At 33.7% G+C, this 16,821-nt stretch carries 18 protein-coding genes; 9 read left to right on the forward strand and 9 right to left on the reverse strand.

Annotated features, from left to right (window positions below; all coding sequences use genetic code 11):
* Nucleotides 1-214: 214 nt before the first annotated feature.
* The 5 genes from AC3ITQ_RS03215 to AC3ITQ_RS03235 all read right to left on the reverse strand — a co-directional run bounded on the left by AC3ITQ_RS03215 (nucleotide 215) and on the right by AC3ITQ_RS03235 (nucleotide 4,831).
* On the reverse strand, nucleotides 215-2,485 hold the full coding sequence (locus AC3ITQ_RS03215) for a cation:proton antiporter (protein ID WP_489236785.1): 2,271 nt from the start codon (nucleotides 2,483-2,485) through the stop codon (nucleotides 215-217).
* A 113-nt stretch (nucleotides 2,486-2,598) separates the two neighbouring features.
* Complete coding sequence (locus AC3ITQ_RS03220) at nucleotides 2,599-3,318, reverse strand: LytR/AlgR family response regulator transcription factor (RefSeq protein WP_489236786.1); 720 nt, start codon at nucleotides 3,316-3,318, stop codon at nucleotides 2,599-2,601.
* On the reverse strand, nucleotides 3,281-4,042 hold the full coding sequence (locus tag AC3ITQ_RS03225; protein ID WP_489236787.1) for a sensor histidine kinase: 762 nt from the start codon (nucleotides 4,040-4,042) through the stop codon (nucleotides 3,281-3,283). The genes AC3ITQ_RS03220 and AC3ITQ_RS03225 overlap by 38 nt, the downstream gene beginning before the upstream one ends.
* A 3-nt stretch (nucleotides 4,043-4,045) precedes the next feature.
* The gene (locus AC3ITQ_RS03230) at nucleotides 4,046-4,492 is read right to left on the reverse strand and encodes a hypothetical protein (protein ID WP_489236788.1); all 447 of its coding nucleotides are present in this window, start codon (nucleotides 4,490-4,492) and stop codon (nucleotides 4,046-4,048) included.
* A gap of 9 nt (nucleotides 4,493-4,501) precedes the next feature.
* On the reverse strand, nucleotides 4,502-4,831 hold the full coding sequence (locus AC3ITQ_RS03235) for a DMT family transporter (protein WP_194657438.1): 330 nt from the start codon (nucleotides 4,829-4,831) through the stop codon (nucleotides 4,502-4,504).
* 180 nt (nucleotides 4,832-5,011) lie between these two features.
* On the opposite strand from AC3ITQ_RS03235, the gene AC3ITQ_RS03240 reads away from it, so the two are divergent.
* The 5 genes from AC3ITQ_RS03240 (at nucleotide 5,012) to rpoN (ending at nucleotide 11,619) form a co-directional block, all read left to right on the forward strand.
* Nucleotides 5,012-7,396, forward strand: a complete 2,385-nt coding sequence (locus AC3ITQ_RS03240; RefSeq protein ID WP_489236789.1) for an efflux RND transporter permease subunit — start codon at nucleotides 5,012-5,014, stop codon at nucleotides 7,394-7,396.
* Nucleotides 7,397-7,423: 27 nt separating this feature from the next.
* A complete protein-coding gene (locus AC3ITQ_RS03245) occupies nucleotides 7,424-7,732 on the forward strand; it encodes a hypothetical protein (RefSeq protein ID WP_489236790.1) in 309 nt (102 codons plus the stop codon).
* Between the two features lie 301 nt (nucleotides 7,733-8,033).
* Complete coding sequence (gene asnS, locus AC3ITQ_RS03250) at nucleotides 8,034-9,479, forward strand: asparagine--tRNA ligase (protein WP_489236791.1); 1,446 nt, start codon at nucleotides 8,034-8,036, stop codon at nucleotides 9,477-9,479.
* Nucleotides 9,480-9,672: 193 nt separating this feature from the next.
* Nucleotides 9,673-10,068, forward strand: coding sequence for a GxxExxY protein (locus AC3ITQ_RS03255; RefSeq protein WP_489236792.1), 396 nt, complete (start codon nucleotides 9,673-9,675; stop codon nucleotides 10,066-10,068).
* Nucleotides 10,069-10,158: 90 nt separating this feature from the next.
* Nucleotides 10,159-11,619, forward strand: a complete 1,461-nt coding sequence (gene rpoN, locus AC3ITQ_RS03260; RefSeq protein WP_072969726.1) for an RNA polymerase factor sigma-54 — start codon at nucleotides 10,159-10,161, stop codon at nucleotides 11,617-11,619.
* A 57-nt stretch (nucleotides 11,620-11,676) separates the two neighbouring features.
* Here rpoN and AC3ITQ_RS03265 read toward each other — a convergent pair whose 3' ends face one another.
* The 4 genes from AC3ITQ_RS03265 to AC3ITQ_RS03280 all read right to left on the reverse strand — a co-directional run bounded on the left by AC3ITQ_RS03265 (nucleotide 11,677) and on the right by AC3ITQ_RS03280 (nucleotide 13,516).
* The gene (locus AC3ITQ_RS03265) at nucleotides 11,677-12,084 is read right to left on the reverse strand and encodes a type II toxin-antitoxin system VapC family toxin (protein ID WP_489236793.1); all 408 of its coding nucleotides are present in this window, start codon (nucleotides 12,082-12,084) and stop codon (nucleotides 11,677-11,679) included.
* 2 nt (nucleotides 12,085-12,086) lie between these two features.
* On the reverse strand, nucleotides 12,087-12,347 hold the full coding sequence (locus tag AC3ITQ_RS03270; RefSeq protein WP_375033949.1) for a DUF6364 family protein: 261 nt from the start codon (nucleotides 12,345-12,347) through the stop codon (nucleotides 12,087-12,089).
* A gap of 105 nt (nucleotides 12,348-12,452) precedes the next feature.
* Nucleotides 12,453-12,899, reverse strand: coding sequence for a hypothetical protein (locus AC3ITQ_RS03275; RefSeq protein WP_489236794.1), 447 nt, complete (start codon nucleotides 12,897-12,899; stop codon nucleotides 12,453-12,455).
* Between the two features lie 26 nt (nucleotides 12,900-12,925).
* Nucleotides 12,926-13,516 carry a thymidine kinase gene (locus AC3ITQ_RS03280; RefSeq protein WP_026983557.1) on the reverse strand — a complete coding sequence of 197 codons (591 nt, stop codon included), beginning with the start codon at nucleotides 13,514-13,516 and terminating at the stop codon, nucleotides 12,926-12,928.
* A 237-nt stretch (nucleotides 13,517-13,753) separates the two neighbouring features.
* Here AC3ITQ_RS03280 and AC3ITQ_RS03285 point away from each other — a divergent pair, with 237 nt between their 5' ends.
* Genes AC3ITQ_RS03285 through AC3ITQ_RS03300 form a run of 4 tightly spaced genes read left to right on the forward strand, consistent with a single transcriptional unit; the run spans nucleotide 13,754 to nucleotide 16,660 of the window.
* Complete coding sequence (locus AC3ITQ_RS03285) at nucleotides 13,754-14,833, forward strand: DUF8457 domain-containing protein (RefSeq protein ID WP_489236795.1); 1,080 nt, start codon at nucleotides 13,754-13,756, stop codon at nucleotides 14,831-14,833.
* A gap of 49 nt (nucleotides 14,834-14,882) precedes the next feature.
* Nucleotides 14,883-15,602, forward strand: coding sequence for a 16S rRNA (cytidine(1402)-2'-O)-methyltransferase (gene rsmI, locus AC3ITQ_RS03290; RefSeq protein WP_026983559.1), 720 nt, complete (start codon nucleotides 14,883-14,885; stop codon nucleotides 15,600-15,602).
* Nucleotides 15,603-15,626: 24 nt separating this feature from the next.
* Nucleotides 15,627-16,307, forward strand: coding sequence for a DUF4919 domain-containing protein (locus AC3ITQ_RS03295; protein WP_489236796.1), 681 nt, complete (start codon nucleotides 15,627-15,629; stop codon nucleotides 16,305-16,307).
* A gap of 8 nt (nucleotides 16,308-16,315) precedes the next feature.
* Nucleotides 16,316-16,660 carry a HopJ type III effector protein gene (locus AC3ITQ_RS03300; RefSeq protein ID WP_489236797.1) on the forward strand — a complete coding sequence of 115 codons (345 nt, stop codon included), beginning with the start codon at nucleotides 16,316-16,318 and terminating at the stop codon, nucleotides 16,658-16,660.
* Nucleotides 16,661-16,821 lie beyond the last annotated feature (161 nt).

A 16,821-nucleotide genomic window follows, 5' to 3' on the forward strand; every position in this document is an offset into this window, starting at 1 on the left:
ATGCCGAACCCCGGCACAAAAGGATGCCACTCCCATCAGGGCTAGGGCACCCATTTTCAAAAGATCACTATAGAAAAATCACATTATTTAAATTACACTAAAACGTTCAGTTTGTCATTCCATAATTATAATAAAGAAAGAAAAAACAAAATCCCAAACTCCAATCATAGAATTGGAATTTGGGATTTTTTAAATATTTGAAATTTTTAAAACTCTATGGTTTCAAAATCAAAACCGAAGGTGTATTATTCAACCAGGTACTTTGAGATTCAATCAATTTTTTCCAACTGTCAAGACTTATAATCATTAAGTTCTGAGTTTCTAAAAATTCTTTTTTGATCGTTCTGTCGTGCATAATCATGATATGATTTGGAGCAATTTGTTCGATCGAACGTATACTTTCCTGAATATCACGGGTACTTTTTACTTCTCCGCTGGCATCTAAAACCGTTATTTGAGATCCGTTATTATTGATTAATTTCTTCGCGTAATCAATCAGAAAGGCATCTTCCTGACTAAAAATCGGCATAAAAATCTGATTGACTTCTTCTAAATCTTTATCAATAAAAATCCCAACCGGCATTTTACTTTTTGCAATAATATGACGTGTTCTTTCATCAAAAGGAGAATTTTCAAACAAACCTTCTTTTCCGGTAAACTTATCAATCAAACGATCCGGATTTACGATTCGGGTTGTGAAACCAAGAATCTTTCCTAGTAATGTTCCATCAAAAATAGACTGACCTAAACCAACTAATAATAAATCATATTCGCCTTGATTGGCTGTATCTATAATTTCGGTATCAATGTCGTTTGTTACTTTAAAAACACTTAACATATTTTGATTCAAACGCTGTGATTCTTCAATAACAGGAACTAACATTTTGCGTTCATGATCTTTGACATCAAATGAATGTATCTCAGTACTTAAAGACAAGTGCATCGCCGTTACAATTGAATTATCCCCTTGTTTTTTAACTAAGCTGTTCGCAATCTGCAATAGTTTTTTTCCTTTTTCCGGAGTTGCAAACGAAAGCAAAATCTTGTACTTGCTTTTGTTGCCAATTTCTTCCGGAACAGTCGTAACTTTATCTTTAAAAATAAAGTTAATAAAGTCTAATGCCGGGCCGGTCATGAATGTCGTCACCAAAGCCATAATAACCATCATGGTAAAAATTTCAGTAGAAAGAACTCCTAAATCATAACCAATATTCAAGACAACTAATTCCATTAAACCACGTGTATTCATCAAGGCTCCGATGGCTAAACTGTCTTTCCAGTTTTGACCCACAAATTTTGCTGCCAAAGCACTTCCGAAGAATTTACCCGTTACGGCAACGGCAATAATTACAGCAGTTACTTTCCATAAATAAGGATCGTTCAATAAACCAATTTGTGTACGTAAACCTGTAAACACAAAGAATAATGGTAATAAAACGATGATGGAAACATCTTCTACTTTTTCGATAAAAATATTTCTGAATTTGTTGTTCTCCGGCATAATTGCTCCGGCTAAGAAAGCTCCGAACAAAGCGTGAATTCCGATTAATTCTGAAGCGTAAGCAGAAAATAAAAGCGTTAAAAAGAATATCGCAACAACTGGTTTGTTCAAACTCTCACGAGTCGAATTTAAGTCACCGACACGTTTTAAGAATGGACGAACTATTTTCAGCATAACGATTACATACAAAATAGCCAAGCCAATAACATATAAAGCACTTGTAAATGAACCTGCTTTTACAATTGCAATTACAACTGCCAAAATACACCAGGCCGTGATATCATCTGCAGCGGCACAGGTTATCGCAATCGTTCCCAATTTTGTTTTTTGCATGCCTCTTTCCTGAACAATTCTGGCCAAAACCGGAAACGCAGTTATACTCATAGCGATTCCCATAAATAATCCGAAAGACGAAAACTCTACACCTTCAGGCGCAAAAGTTCCATATATAAAATAAGCAAAAGTTAATCCTAAAGCAAACGGAATTACAATACTCGCGTGACTAATTACCACCGATTCGTGCGCTTTATTTTTCAGCACTTTCAAATCCAATTCCATTCCGATAACGAACATAAAAAGAATCAAACCAATCTGACTTAGGAATTGTAAGTTTCCTAAAGATTCTTTTGGAAATAAAGCGGCTGAAAATTCCGGGAAATACATTCCGACCAAAGAGGGCCCGAGAACAATTCCGGCAATCATTTCACCAATTACAGATGGCTGCCCAATTTTTCTGAAAATCCATCCAAACAAACGGGCTACTAAAATTATGGTTACAATCTGAGCGAGTAAAATTGCTAATGGATGCTGTAAATTTTCCACCATTGAATGTAGAAAATCATTCCAATGATTGCTTTCAATTTTTTTCTTAACAATGTTACGCCCAACTTCTAATGCTGCACCTTGCGAAATTACCCAATAGATCAGAGCGCCGAAACCTCCGATAATAGTAACATAAAATAAAGAGTTTTTAATATTATTCATAACTCGTTTTTTTGATTTATTGCCGCAAATATCAGCACTGAAAGTCTAGTGAAAAAGTAAATTTATACCTAATTTTCAATCTATGTAACAAGTCCGAAAAACTTTGTAATAAGTTAGATTTTTACCTTTTTTAAAAAGTCAGAACGATAGGTTTCGCTCAAAATCAGGGTAGTATTTTTATTGTTTTCTTCTAAGTGATGCAAAACAATTTCATTATGATTAAAGAATTTTATTGCCTTTACCGCCACAATTTCTTTTTTATTTATTCTACAGAAATCGGCTTCCGGTAATTCTTGTAAAAGTGTATCAAATTTTACATTTTTCAAATTCAGAAAACTGCCATCAGAAAGCAAAACCGTTTTATCACGACTGTCGCTGATTGCTGTTTTTATCAATTGAATTTGATCGAAATACAACAACGTTTTTCCCTTATCCGTATTTAACTGAATGAATTTTTTGGCCGTTTCCGGTTTATTGAATCGTTCCAAAGCTTTTGAGATTGCTTTTTGCAAACGTTCTAATTTTACAGGTTTTGTAATATAATCTACCGCATCAATATTAAAAGCATCGGCAGCATACTCTTTATAGGCGGTGCAGAAAATCACCAATTTATTGTCCAGCATTTCTGCCAAATGTAAGCCATCGATTCCCGGCATTTCGATATCTGAGATTAATAAATCAAAATCGAGACTCGGAATATCAGTAAGAAGTTTTTCAGGATTATTAAATGTTTTTACGATTTCTAATTCGGGAATTTGTTCGCAAAGCATTTTCAGGTACATTAATCCAGGCAACTCATCGTCCAGCAGCAAGCATTTCAGTTTTGTATTCAAGTAAATCTATTTTTAGATGAGCAATATAAATATCATTTTCTACGAATCGGTCTAGTTTGAAATTATTCTTATAAATAATTTTAAGACGATGCTCCAAAGTTGCGTGGCCAAAACCGCTTCGTTCCTTTTTCAGTACTTTTTTATCAGAGATTTTATTCGAAACCGTCATCGAAAAAGCATTGTCTTTGAACTCAAAAACAACCGAAATAAAAGCATCGGCACTTTGAAGATCAGCATGTTTAAAAGCATTTTCAATTAAATCAATCGAAATTAGCGGCGCCAGTAAAGGCTGTTCGTATAATTTATCTTCTTTGTTGATGTTGGTTTTGATTTTCAACTCAAAAAGCGGACTGATCTTAATTTTATTGATTTCGATTAGATTCAGTGCAAAATCAATTTCTTCTTTTGCCGTTACGAATTTCTTTTTGCTTTCGTATAAAATATAATCCAGAACGTTGGCCAGTTTATCCAAAGCAAAATACGTTTGGTACGCATGCGACTGAATTGAATTCAAAATATTCTTAAACAAATGCGGATTCAGTTTTGATTCTAACGTTTCTAACTGCAAGTCATTCACTTTTCTTTCTAAAGCATAAAAACTTTCTTCGGCATCATCTTTTGATTTTTTGGCCTGCATTAATTGATACACCATAAAACAAATGATGATGACCAGCAATAAAATTATCGCTAAAAAAATAAAAGTGATGGTGTTGTTTTCTTGCATGTTTTAAGATTCTAAAATTGTTTTCAACGAAACTTTATAATAAATTAAAATTCCAATTGTCAAGATCAAGATACTTAACAACCAAAGATAATAACCTAATCCAAGAGAAATGATTTTAGCCATAGAGCCGCTTTCCGCGCCTAACATCTCTCTCCAAAATGAAAAAGAAATCGCTAAAAAAGATGCTATTAAACTTAACAATATTGCCTTTCGGTTATCTTTAAATAGATAAACAATTGCAAATAAACTCAAAGGATTTGCTAACCAAATAATTTGTTCTAGTAATCCTCCACCAATAAAAGCGGTACTTCCCATGAAAAAAAGTTCTAAAGATGAAACTGGGCCTATCTTATCATTGTAGTTTCTTACTAACGCAATTTGAGTAAGAGAAATAATAAAAACGATTAAACTCAGTACAACCGTTATCAATTTAATCTTTTTAGAATCCATAAAAATATTTTAATGACTAGAAACAAACTTCAACCCAATAATCGAAGCAATTAATGTTGAAAGAAAAAATATCCTCCAAAATGTCGCCGGTTCTTTAAAAATAAATATTCCGACTAAAACAGTTCCGACAGCTCCAATTCCTGTCCAAACGGCATAGGCGGTTCCAATTGGTAATTCCTGCGTGGCCTTATATAATAAAATCATACTAATGGACAGACAGACAAAAAATCCAGCCATCCAATAAGTTGAAATAATTCCTGAGGTTTCTTTGGCTTTGCCTAAACAGGATGCAAAACCTACTTCAAAAAGGCCCGCAATGATTAATAAAATCCAATTCATTTTCGTCTCATTTTTATATTAAGTACAAAGATGAGAAAAGCTACTGAGTAAACAGCAAAAATCAAAAAATTATCGCAAGCCAGGATCTTTCAATTTTGTGTTAACATTAAGTAAAATACCCTCGATTGTTTATGATTTAGAGCAGTTTTCACTACATTTGCAACCATTTTTAAAGATTTTATGAAAAACGCTATTCACGTTGGTTTTTGGGAAAAAGTAGCCCGAATTATTCTTAAAAACAGAATAACAATATTGGTTTTGGTTGCGGCCCTGACAATTTTCCTTGGTTTCCAATGGAAAAACCTTGCTATGACGTATACCGAAGCTAATTTACTTCCAAAAAATCATATTGCAAATAAAGATTATCAAAAATTCCTGGACAAATTTGGTGAAGAAGGAAACCTTATTGTAATTGGTTTTCAGGACAAAAAATTCTTTACTCCAAAAAATTATGCCGCCTGGAATGAGTTGATGACCGGTTTAAAAAAATCAAAAGAAGTTGATCTGGTTGTATCTCTAAATGATTTGAAAAAATTAGAGAAAGATACGGTAAACCAAAAATTCGTTCTTAGTCCGTTTATTGATCAAAGCAAAACGGTTGATCCGGCTTATTTAAAAACCGTTCAGTACGATTTATTTAATAACTTGCCTTTTTACGAAGGATTACTTTTTAATAAAGAAAGCGGAAGTGTCCGTTCGGCAATTTACATGAACAAGGCACTTGTAAATACTGCTGAAAGAAAGACTTTTATCCTTGAAAATTTAGTTCCGAAGATTGATAAATTCGAAAAAACAACCGGAATCGATTTGAAAGTTTCAGGAATGCCGTACATCAGAACGATCAACGCTGCGGATATGAAAGGTGAAATCGGATTATTTATTGGAGCCGCTTTATTTACGGTTTCTTTGATTTTCTTTTTCTTTTTCCGTTCGTTCAGAGCAACGTTTATCTCAATCTGTATTTTGATCGTTGGAGTAATCTGGTCGTTTGGAACGCTTGGATTATTTCATTATAAAATCACGATTTTAACGGCTATTATTCCGCCCCTAATTATCGTAATCGGAATCACGAACTGTATTTTCCTGATCAACAAATACCAGCAGGAAATTAAATTGCATAACAATCAGGCAAAAGCTTTACAGCGTATTATTTCTAAAATTGGAGTTTCGACTTTAATGACGAATTTAACGACTGCGATAGGTTTTGCAACGTTTATGATTACCGGAAATGATTTGCTTTTTGAATTTGGTTTAGTAACTTCAATCAATGTAATTTCAGTGTATTTATTGACGCTTTTAATTGTGCCGATTGTATACAGTTTCATGTCACTTCCAAAAGAAAAACATTTATATCACTTAACTAAAACCTACATTTCGACATTGTTAGATTTTGTAGAAAATGTGGTAAAAAACAAACGAAAAGTAATCTACACGATTTACGGTTTACTTTTGGTTTTTAGTGTTATTGGAGTTTCGCAAATGAAAGTTTCAGGAAGTTTGATTGGTGAAATGCCAAAAAGCGCTTCTTTCTTTAAAGATATTTTATTCTACGAAAAAGAATTCAACGGTGTCATGCCGCTTGAAATCATGATTGACACCAAAAAGAAAAAAGGTGTTATGAAAGCGTCAACTATTCGTAAAATGGATGAGTTGCAAAATACAATTGAGGAAATGCCTGAATTGGCAAAACCAGTTTCGATTGTGAATTTGGTTAAATATTCAAAACAGGCTTTTTATAATGGAAATCCTGAATATTACCAATTACCAACTTCGCAAGAGCAGACTTTTATTTTGGGTTATGCTAAAAATGCAACAAAAAACAGCAAAGAAAATCTAATGAAAGCTTACGTTGATTCAACTGGACAATATGCCCGAATCACCACTTTCATGAAAGATATTGGTACCGATGAAATGGCGAAAGTCGAGAAAAAATTACATTCAAAAATTGATGAAATTTTCCCGAAAGATCGTTACGAAGTTACCGTTACCGGAAAAGCATTGGTTTTCCAAAAAGGAACATCTTACCTGGTTGACAATTTAATTGAATCGTTGATTTTTGCTATTTTAGTGATTGCTATTTTGATGCTTTATTTATTTAGATCGTTCAAAATGGTTTTTGCATCGGTCATTACGAATGTTTTACCGCTTTGTATTACGTCCGGATTAATGGGTTATTTCGGAATTCCGCTAAAACCTTCGACTATTTTAGTATTCAGTATTGCGTTTGGAATCTCGGTGGATAATGCGATTCAGTTTATGGCGAAATACAAGCATGATTTAATTCAAAGCAACGGAAAAGTAAAAAAATCTGTTTTCAGTGCTTTAAGAGAAACCGGAATCAGTACTTTTTACACCTCAGTGGTTTTAATTTTAGGATTTGCTACTTTCACGCTTTCTAGTTTCAGCGGAACGATTGCCCTTGGTGGATTAATCTCCTGTACATTGGCATTTGCAATGTTTGCGAATTTATTGGTTTTACCTGCTTTGGTTTTGACTTTTGAGAAGAAGAAGGCTAAGAAAGAGGATTTAGAGGGATTGGAAGGAAACACTAATTTCACGGATTAGCACGGATTAAAAGGTTGTGAAAAATTGATGAAGAAAAGTATAATAACACTTGCCTCTTTACTTTTGTACAATGCAAATTGTCACGCTGAAGGACAGGACATTGGTTTGAATGAATTAGCCAATATTATGAATCTGGTTCGTTCTATTGTAATTTTAACCAGTATTGTTTGTTATATCATAATTTCAAGATTTATTTTAAAATTGATATTGACAAAAAAGACGATAATAATTTTTGGTAAAAAAATAAACAATAGTACTTTTCTAACCACAGCTGTAATAACCTTTTTATCAGTGCTATTTTTTGTAATGATTTTTTATTTCTATTTTGAAGGTTAAACAAGAATTGAAATACAATCTTGTCTTTTCAAGGAACGAGGAATGACAAAAATGAGAGAAATAACAAAAAAAAGGGAAATTGCTTCTTTTGAAAACTGGGGCCCTAGCCCTGATAGCAGCGGTATCCTTTTTAGGCAATCGGAAATATCTCGTTTACCGTAAACGTTCTGCCTAAAAAGATATAGCGGATAGCAGGAAACAGCTTCAAAAATTAATTATTATCGTTTATATTTGCAATTCGATATAAAAAATACTGATTTTATCTTAATCTAAAATCAGCAATCTAAAATCTAAAATTAAAATGAAACACACAAAAGTTAAAGACTTATTAAACAGTACGACGACGCTACAGGAAGTAAATGCAAAAGGATGGGTGAGAACTTTTAGAAATAATCAGTTCATCGCGCTTAATGACGGTTCTACCATTAATAATATACAATGTGTTGTTGATTTTGAAAATACACCGGAAGAAACTTTAAAAAGAATCACAACCGGAGCTGCGGTTTCTGTAATTGGAACTTTGGTTGAAAGCAAAGGTGCGGGTCAGAAATATGAGATTCAGGTGAAAACGCTTGAAATTCTTGGAGATTCTGATGCTGAGAAATTCCCAATGCAGCCTAAAAAACACTCTTTGGAATTCTTAAGAGAAAATGCACATTTACGTGTTCGTACCAATGCTTTTGGAGCCATTATGCGTGTGCGTTCGGTATTGTCGTTTGCAGTTCATAAATACTTTCAGGATAAAGGTTTTGTGTATGTAAATACGCCAATCATTACGGGTTCTGACGCTGAAGGTGCGGGAGAAATGTTTAAAGTTACAGCTTTGCCTTTCGACAACACACCAAGAACGGAAGACGGAAAAGTAAATTATAAAGAAGATTTCTTCGGAAAAGAAACAAACTTAACGGTTTCTGGACAATTAGAAGGAGAAACTTTTGCGATGGCTTTGGGTCAGATTTATACTTTTGGACCAACTTTTAGAGCAGAAAATTCAAATACTTCTCGTCACCTTGCAGAATTTTGGATGATCGAGCCGGAAGTTGCTTTCAACGATCTTGATGACAACATGGATTTGGCTGAAGATTTTATTCAGTACGTAATTAAATATGCTTTAGACAACTGTAAAGATGATTTGGCGTTCTTAGAAGGTCGACTTATTGAAGAAGAAAAATCAAAACCTCAAGCGGACAGAAGCGAAATGCCTTTATTAGAGAAATTGAACTTCGTTTTGGAGAACAACTTCAAACGTGTTTCTTATACCGAAGCAATTGATATCCTGAGAGATTCAACTCCAAATAAGAAGAAAAAATTCAACTATATCATTAACGAATGGGGAGCTGATTTACAATCAGAACACGAGCGTTTCTTAGTTGAGAAACACTTTAAATGTCCCGTAATTTTATACGATTACCCGGCAAATATTAAAGCTTTTTACATGCGTTTGAATGACAACACAGAACCTGGAAGAGAAACGGTTCGTGCAATGGATATACTTTTCCCAGGAATTGGAGAAATCGTTGGTGGTTCTGAAAGAGAAGAGCGTTACGATGTTCTAATCGAAAAAATGAAAGCTTTAGAAATAGACGAAGAAGAATTATCATGGTATTTAGATACCAGAAGATTTGGTTCTGCGACGCACGCAGGTTTCGGTTTAGGATTTGAGCGTTTGGTATTGTTTGTAACAGGTATGACAAACATCAGAGACGTAATTCCTTTCCCGAGAACTCCAGGAAACGCGGAATTCTAAGAAAAAAGGAATTTGCCACGAAGGCACAAAGGCGCAAAGTTTTTTAAATTTTGCTTAATAAAGATTCTAAAAAAATAAAAATACCACGAAGACACAAAGAAAGTCAACATGTATTTTTATTTTTTAAAGCTTAATCTTTAAAGAAAAATAAATTCGCGTCTTTGTGCCTTCATGGCAAAAAACCTTAAAAAATATGCTCTCTGAAAGAACGGAAGAAATTGGAAAAATAGTAGTAAACTCAGCATTTAAAGTTCATAAACAACTTGGACCGGGATTATTAGAAAGAGTTTATGAAGTTTGTTTGGCTCATGAAATTGCAAAAGCTGGTCTTGATGTAAAACGACAAGTTGATATTCCGATTTTTTATGACGGAATTGAATTTGAAGAAGGATTAAGATTAGATTTGCTTATTGAAGATTCTATAATAATAGAAATAAAAGCAGTTGAACAAATAAATCCAGTTTGGGAAGCACAAATTATAAGTCAATTAAAATTGTTAAATAAAGATTTAGGCTTTTTAATTAATTTCAATGTACCATTGATCAAAAGTGGTATTAAAAGATTTATAAACACGAAAAGAGTATTTTAAAAGATTTCAAGTAAAAGCCTTTGAGGCAATTAAAAAATAAAAAACTTTGCGCCTTCGCGTCTTAGTGGCTAAAAAAATTAGTGCCTTATTATGCTAAAGCAATTTTTAAATTTAAAATTATCACAAAAATTATCTCCACAGCAAATTCAGCTGATGAAGTTAATTCAATTGCCTACGCAAGCTTTTGAGCAACGTTTATTAGAAGAAATGAACGAAAATCCGGCTTTGGAAGCTGGTAAAGAAGACGAATACGAAGCTGATGAATTTGCTAATGAAGACTACGACGATTATGATGATGCAGAATCAGACAGAATCGAAGCAGACGACATTAACATCGATGAATATCTAAGCGACGACGATACTCCGGATTATAAAACTCAGGTTAACAATTATAGTGAAGACGAAGAACGCGAAACGCCTTTTGCATCGCCAATTAGTTTTCATCAGGATTTAATCAATCAGTTGAATACTTTTATTCTGAATGACGAAGAGCGTGAAATCGCTGAATTCCTTGTTGGAAGCATTGATGATATGGGTTACATCCGCAGAAGCGTTGCCGATATGGTCGACGACATGGCCTTTACTCAGGGAATTTATACTGATGAAGCAATGGTTGAAAAAATGCTGCATGTTATTCACGAACTGGAACCTTCTGGAGTTGGTGCGCGTGATTTACAGGAATGTTTGTTATTGCAATTAAAGCACAAAACGCCAACGGAATATGTTGATTTAGCGATTGATATTATCGAGAATCAGTTTGATGCTTTTACCAAAAAACATTACGATAAATTATTGCAGAAATATGCGGTTTCGAACGAACAGCTTAAAAAAGCGATTCACGAAATCGAAAGATTAAACCCAAAACCGGGCGGATCGTACACTGGAAACAATAAAGTAACGGAGAACGTAGTTCCTGATTTCGCGATCAGAATTGTAGATGGCGAACTGGAATTGACTTTAAACGGAAGAAATGCTCCCTCGTTGCACGTTTCTAAGGATTATCAGGAAATGATGCAGACGTACAAAGATTCTCGTGATAAATCGTCTGCACAAAAAGATGCGGTTCAGTTTATCAAACAGAAGCTTGATTCGGCTAAATGGTTTATCGATGCGATCAGACAGCGTCAGGAAACACTATTTGTAACGATGAATGCGATTATGCATTATCAGGAAGAATACTTTTTAGACGGCGACGAAACCAAACTAAAACCAATGATCTTAAAAGACATTGCCGATATGGTTGGCTTGGATATTTCGACTATTTCGCGTGTTGCCAACAGTAAATATGTGGAAACGCCATACGGAACAAAACTGATCAAAGAATTTTTCTCTGAAGCGATGAAAAATGATCAGGGAGAAGATGTTTCAACTTTAGAAATCAAAAAGATCCTTAAAAATACAATTGAAGAAGAAGATAAAAAGAAACCTTTGCCAGACGATCAATTAGCTGAAATCTTAAAAGAAAAAGGCTATCCGATTGCGAGAAGAACGATTGCAAAATACCGTGAGCAATTGGATATTCCGGTTGCGAGAATGAGGAAGAAGATATAATCAAACTTTTATAAAACAAAACCCGACAAATTTTAAAATCTGTCGGGTTTTATTATTTTATAAAGAAGCAAGAAATTCAGAAGGAGTCATTGTTGGAATTTCAGAGTTTTTAAAATCTTTTTTATTCCGAGTTAGAATAATATCAGATTTATGATGCAAAGCACTAAAATATTGAACCGCATCTTCAAAATCATTAAAATTTGAAATTAAACTTTTGTCAATCACAATTTCATCAACATTTGAAACATCACATATAATTCTAAACTTTTTTAAAGCTTCTAAAACTAATTTCTCTTCTATACTCCTTGAAACTACATAAACCGTATTTACAAAAGACAAAGAAGAAGCTGCTAATTTGAAATCTTTATTTTCCGCCATTGAAGCAATGACAGCTATATCATTATAAAATGGCTCTCTTTTATCAATCAAATCGATTAATACATTTGTGTCTAAAAATAAATTCATAATTATTTATATTTTTGAGACAAATAATCCTGACGATCTTTTTTATAGTCGAAATCCACTGGAACCTGCCCCTTACCTACTGTTAGACTTTTAACAAAAGAACTTATTTCAATTTCTTTTGTATTTTCTTTTTTTTCAGTTTCAGTAATTGCCTTTAAATAATTTTCAACCAAAAGTGATAAACTATGCTGATGTTGAGCCGCATATATTTTAGCTTTTTCAATTACGCTTTTATCTAATTTCAATGTTAATTTCGCATCCATGGCTCCATACTTATATACGTACAAATGTAATGATTTTGTCCGTACAAAACAAAACCCGACAAATTTAAAATCTGTCGGGTTTTGTTTTATATAGGATTTTCTAAATTATTTATATTGATCAGGCAATATTTTCACATCAAACAAAAAAACATTCTTTTTATCCTTATAACTATAAATCAAGCTGTAATCATTATCTCTAAAAACCTGAAGTCCCGGATTTGCTTTCGCAGTACTTATCAAACTTTTTTCGATTTCAGTCTTTATTACCTCAATCTCTGCCGTTTCTTTTTCTACATTCAGCAACGTTAAATTGTATTGAACTGCTTCTTCCTCTGGTAAATCAGGTAAGCTTACACTATCTAACCGAATGCCTTCCTGAATTTTCAGCGGACAATTTTTATTGTATTTTGAAACTAGTTCTTTTACTTCAGTTTTTGTTTCAACGGCTGTTTCAGAAAGAAAAAACTGAAAATAAACCGCTAAAGCCACTGCAACTCCAATTACACCTACTACTAGGATATTTTGTTTTCTTCTATTTTTCTTGTCCTGCATTGTTATTTATGGCTTAAAGAATAAATCTATTTCTCCTGACTCTTTTTCATTGCATTATAATAGGCAGCACGGCTCAATGGCTCATACTCTTCCGTTTCGCCCAACATCACCAATTTATCATTATCCGTTTTACGGAAACTATAATTGGCCAAATTTCCGGTTCTCGTACAAACAGCATGCACTTTCGTTACATATTCGGCTGTTGCCATAAGTGCCGGCATGGGTCCAAAAGGATTTCCTTTAAAGTCCATATCAAGTCCTGCCACTATCACACGAATTCCCTGATTGGCAAGATCATTACAAACCGTAACGATTTCATCATCAAAAAACTGCGCTTCATCAATTCCGATAACATCGCATCCTTGTGCTAAAATAGCAATATTGGCTGCAGCCGGAACGGGCGTTGAACGAATTTCGTTGGAATCATGCGATACCACCATTTCGTCATGATAGCGGGTATCAATAGCAGGTTTAAAGATTTCGACTTTTTGTTTGGCAAATTGGGCGCGTTTTAATCTGCGGATTAACTCCTCGGTTTTACCCGAAAACATTGATCCACAAATAACTTCAATCCAACCAAATTGTTCTTTGTGATTTACTGTATTTTCGAGAAACATTTTGTATTTTTCTACCTTTAAAAATGAATAGTTTTTATTACTTTGTACTGGTAATAAATCGACGTGAAAAATTGCTGTTTTTACACTTTTTCAAAAGTAGAAAATTTTTATCAAATCGGAGATTCGCAATCGCTTATTAACAGAAATAAAAAAAAATCTTGTTGATTTCTTTCCGTAATAAAGACATTCAATTACAAAACATATAAATTACCCCTATTCACTATAATTTCTACAGCTATGAAAAAAAAATTGGAAGCCGATTTAATCAGCATTGCACATCGAATTTTAAAACTTAAAAACAAATCCGATATCAATCAATTGTATCTTGAAACGCAGAAATTATATGAGAAACTGGCGGTTCTAAAATTTATAGACGAAAACTTTGAAGGTGCAAAACCAACCATCAGCCACGGTGAAATCACTTCTCAAATTGAAACTATTTTTGAAAAAGAAGAGGTAACTCCGGCGGAAATTAAAGAAGAAGCTCCAATTGTTGCTGAAGAAACTGTAATTGAAGAAACTCCTGAACCAGTGATTGCAGAAGAAATAGTTGCTGAAATTCCGGAAGAAATAACTCCGGAACCTGCTGAAGAAGCTATCGAAGAACCGATTGCTGAAACAATTGAAGAGCCGGAAGCTGTTATTGAAACAGAAGAAGTGGAAACAATTGAGGAAACTAAAACTGTCGAAAGTGTTAAAGATCCAATTATTGAAAAAATCAACGAAGCTGTTCTTGAAGCTAAAAGGACAATCGAAGCAAATAAAGATTTTTCGTTTAAAACAAGCAGCGATATAAACCCAATTCCGGATTTTAAACCCGCTTTTGAATTAGATAAGTCAGAAGAAAAAATCGAAGAAAAAGAAGAACCAAAAATTCAAACCACATCAAAATCAAATCCGCTTCCGCTTGCATTTGAAGATTTCGGAATTAATTATGCTGATGCGCAGTTTGTAAAAGTAGACAGTTTTGAACCTGTTCCTTCATCTTCTTTTCCATCACTTAATGAAATTCAGGAGACAAAAATTGAAACAGAGGTCCTGGAAACTCCCGCTGAACCAAAAGCGGCAACATTAAACGAAAAACTGGCAAAAGGTTTTCATATTGATCTGAATGACCGAATTGCTTTCACTAAAAATCTTTTCGGAAACAGTGCTGAAGATTACAGCCGTGTTTTAAATCAATTATTGACTTTTGACACTTATGGTGAAGCTCAGGAATTTATCGAAAATATGGTAAAACCAGATTATAACAATTGGGAAGGAAAAGACGATTACGCGGAGCGCTTCTTAGGAATTGTAGAGAAAAAATTCTCATAACATTTCACCTCTCACAAATTACATTTTACATTTTCACTAACAAAAAACTATGTCTAAATTATATATCGTTCCAACGCCAATTGGCAATCTTGAAGACATGACTTTTCGTGCCATACGGATTCTTAAAGAAGTCGATTTGATTTTGGCCGAAGATACCAGAACGAGTGGAAAACTGTTGAAGCATTTTGAAATTGGCACGCACATGCACAGCCATCATATGCACAACGAACACAAAACAACTGAGAATTTAATTGCACGTTTGAAAGCTGGCGAAACCATCGCCTTAATTTCAGATGCAGGAACTCCGGCGATTTCTGATCCCGGATTTTTATTGACGCGCGCTTGTGTCGAAAATAAAATCGAAGTAGAATGTTTACCAGGAGCAACGGCTTTTGTTCCGGCATTGGTCAACAGCGGACTGCCAAATGATAAATTTGTTTTCGAAGGTTTTCTACCTGATAAAAAAGGGCGTCAGACCCGATTTTTGGCTTTAGCCGAAGAAACCAGAACAATGATTTTATACGTTTCTCCACACAAACTCGTTAAGACTTTAGCGGAGTTTATTCAATATTTTGGAGAAGACAGACAAGTTTGCGTTTCGAGAGAATTATCAAAAATGCACGAAGAGAATGTACGCGGAACAGCAAGAGAAGTTTTAACTCATTTTGAAAAAACAGCGCCACGTGGCGAAATCGTTGTGGTGGTTGCCGGAAAAACAATAATTAAAGAACCTAAGAAAAGTAAGTTTTCTAAGGATGAAGAAGAGTAATCTTTAAAATAGCACTTACAAATAATGACAAAATACGTGTTCTTACTAATTGCTTTATGCTTTTTTGAGATTTCATTTGGTCAAGATCAAATAAATATAAACTTTGATGAAATCAGATCGAAAGTAGAAGATATAAATTCAGAAAGTTATTATCCAAAACTATTAAAAAGATTTAATGATTTTGACGCTACATTATCTTTAGAAGAAAATGCACTTATATATTATGGATTTTCATTCCAAGACGATTACTTAAAAAACAAGCCTCAAGAAGAACAACTTGACGATTTCGCAAACAAACAGGAATATGAAAAACTGAGAATTGAATGTCAAAAAATCCTCGATAAAAACCCAATCAGTTTAGTTGCAAACAACAAAATGGGTTATGCCTTGTTTAAGTTAGGAAAACCTGAATCTGAATGGAAAAAATATCAAAAAAGATATAGAGATTTTCGAAAAGTAATTGCTTTAAGCGGCAATGGTTTGAGTTGTGATTCTGCATTTAAGGTTATATACGTTTCGGACGAATACAATATCATGTACGACTATTTTGAAATTTCGAAATTAGAACGTCAATCATTATCAGGAATGTGTGATAAATTTATAAACGAACCAAGTGAGTTTTATAAAGCTAAAGAAATTTATTTTGACGCTTCAAGATCACTTATCAGACACGAAGAAATAATTAGCAAAAAGACAAAAAACTAAATATAATCATGAGCATCCAAGCCTTTTTAGAAAAAGTAAAACAAACTCCAAACGAAATAACATTCCCGGAAACTATCGCAGTAATTGAGGAAAACTACAATTTTACACAAACTGCTTTTCAAAACGGAACCCAGCACAATGCAGCCGGAGAAAACTCAGGTTCTTGTAAATTATTTTCTTTTGCCAAATTGCAAAACTTAAGCAAAGAAGAAACTTTAGCTTGTTTTGGTGCTTTTTATTTCGAAGAAGTTTTAAAAGATCCAAACGGAACAAACCATCAAAACATTAGAAATTTCATCAACTTAGGTTGGGACGGAATTCAGTTTGAAGGAAATGCACTAGAAGCAAAATAATTTTAGATTTTAGAGTGTAGATTTTAGATTTTTTTGAAAACTGATACACTCTAAAAGACCGTAATAAAGTTAAAGCAGAACATTTGCCACAGATTAAAAGATTAGCACAGATTAAAAAATCCTTTTAAATCTTTTAATCTGTGGCAAAAAAAATAAATATC

This window comes from Flavobacterium sp. KH_001 (assembly GCF_057840745.1).